Source organism: Vibrio sp. Vb1554, from assembly GCF_033344235.1.
The window spans coordinates 1-1,877 of the sequence record NZ_JAWPOJ010000097.1 but is presented as its reverse complement, the minus strand read 5'-3'; the positions used below and the strand labels follow the sequence as shown (position 1 = coordinate 1,877).

The following is a 1,877-nucleotide window of genomic DNA, read 5'->3' as shown; positions in this document are numbered from 1 at the left end:
GAACATAATTCTCTTAGTATGGAAGCTATGCAGCGAGGATGGGACTGCTTAAGTCTATTTGCGGAACGCTTGCAGGATATTCCTACACAAAACATTCGCATTGTCGGCACAGCGACTTTACGTACTGCCACCAATGTGGATGTATTTCTAGAGAAAGCGAACCAGATTCTGGGGCAGCCAATCGAAGTCATCTCTGGTGAAGAAGAAGCAGCCACTATCTATAAAGGTGTTGCCCACACGTCAGGTGGTAGTGGTCGTCGCCTTGTGGTTGATATTGGTGGCGCGAGCACTGAGCTGATTATTGGCGAAGGTTTTGAAGCGAAAGCCCTCACCAGCCTAAAAATGGGCTGCGTGACATGGTTGGAGAACTTCTTTAAAGATCGCCAGCTGAATGCCCGTAACTTCGAAGCTGCGATTGAAGGCGCAAAGCAAACCATCAAGCCAATCTTAGAACAGTACACCGATCTTGGTTGGGATGTGTGCGTAGGTGCATCTGGTACCGTTCAGGCGCTACAAGAAATCATGCTGGCGCAGGGTATGGACGAAGTAATTACTCACTCCAAACTTAAGCGTTTACAAAAGCAAGCCATGCTAGCCGATCATTTGGAAGAGCTCGACATCGAAGGTTTAACGCTTGAGCGTGCCTTGGTCTTCCCTAGCGGCCTGTCTATTCTTATCGCGATTTTCGAGTTACTTGAAATCGATGCGATGACACTCGCGGGCGGCGCACTGCGTGAAGGCTTAGTTTATGAAATGGTCGACGAGCTGCGTCAAAATGACATTCGTGCTCGCACCATTTGTAGCGTGCAAAGCCGTTATCAGCTTGATTGCCAATATGGTGAACAAGTGGCAACGCTGGCTGGTAAGCTTTTAGAGCAAGCCGGTGGCGATGAGTGGATTGCTGAGCCTCAAGGTAAAGTCCTGCTCGAAACCACAGCAAAATTGCACGAAATTGGCCTAACCATCGACTTTAAAAAAGGCGGTGAACATAGTGCTTACTTACTGCAAAACCTCGATTTGCCAGGCTATACACGTGCGCAGAAGTTCTTTATTGGTGAAATTGCACGCCGTTACCGCGAGCAGCTAAGCTCACTACCAGAGCAACATGCTATATCTGGAACAAGTGCCAAACGCGTGCTGCGCTTGCTGCGTCTTGCGGTTCTACTGACCCACCGCCGCAACCCAAGCTTAGAACCACAAGTCGAGCTATTGGCTGAAGGTGATAAACTGACGTTGAGCATTGATGCGAAATGGCTAGAAGCTAACCCGCTTACGGCTGCTGAGTTAGAAATAGAATCGAACCGTCAAACAGACATTGGTTGGCCATTAACGATTACCGCTTGCTAATGATTGTTATCGAGTAAAAAGGCTCCTTATGGAGCCTTTTTGTTATTTGGCATTCCAATGTACAGTGCTTGGAGCTTAAGAACACCCATGATCTTATTGCTCCTTGTGCTGTACAACGAGACTCGTACCCGTCCTTCAAATACAAAAAAACCACTGGATTCAACGGCTTTTTGTTATTCACATTCAATCAGCGAGATTACGCCGCCGTACTCACTTTGAAGTCTGGGTTTACTGCGGTTAGCTTCTTAATCAGATAATTCAGTAATACACCGTACATTGGGACAAACAAGCCAAGGCTGATCACCAACTTGAAGCCGTAATCCACCAGCGCGATTTCCGTCCAATGCTCAGCCATAAATGGATCTGGACTTTGGTAGAATGCAATCGCAAAGAACGCAATGGTATCTAGCGCATTACCAAAGAGTGTCGAACACGTTGGTGCTACCCACCACTGCTTCATTTGGCGTAGGCGGTTGAACACATGCACATCCATGATCTGACCAAGTAAGTAAGCCATGAAACTCGCAATA

2 protein-coding genes are annotated in these 1,877 nt (G+C 47.4%); one reads left to right on the top strand and one right to left on the bottom strand.

Annotated features, from left to right (window positions below):
- Positions 1-1,347 (top strand): guanosine-5'-triphosphate,3'-diphosphate diphosphatase (gene gppA, locus R8N28_RS23910; protein ID WP_318075072.1); only part of this gene is annotated, 1,347 nt, incomplete at its 5' end.
- Positions 1,348-1,543: 196 nt separating this feature from the next.
- Here gppA and R8N28_RS23905 read toward each other — a convergent pair.
- Positions 1,544-1,877, bottom strand: a 334-nt coding sequence (locus R8N28_RS23905; protein WP_318183508.1) for a queuosine precursor transporter, incomplete at its 5' end; no start/stop codon positions are given.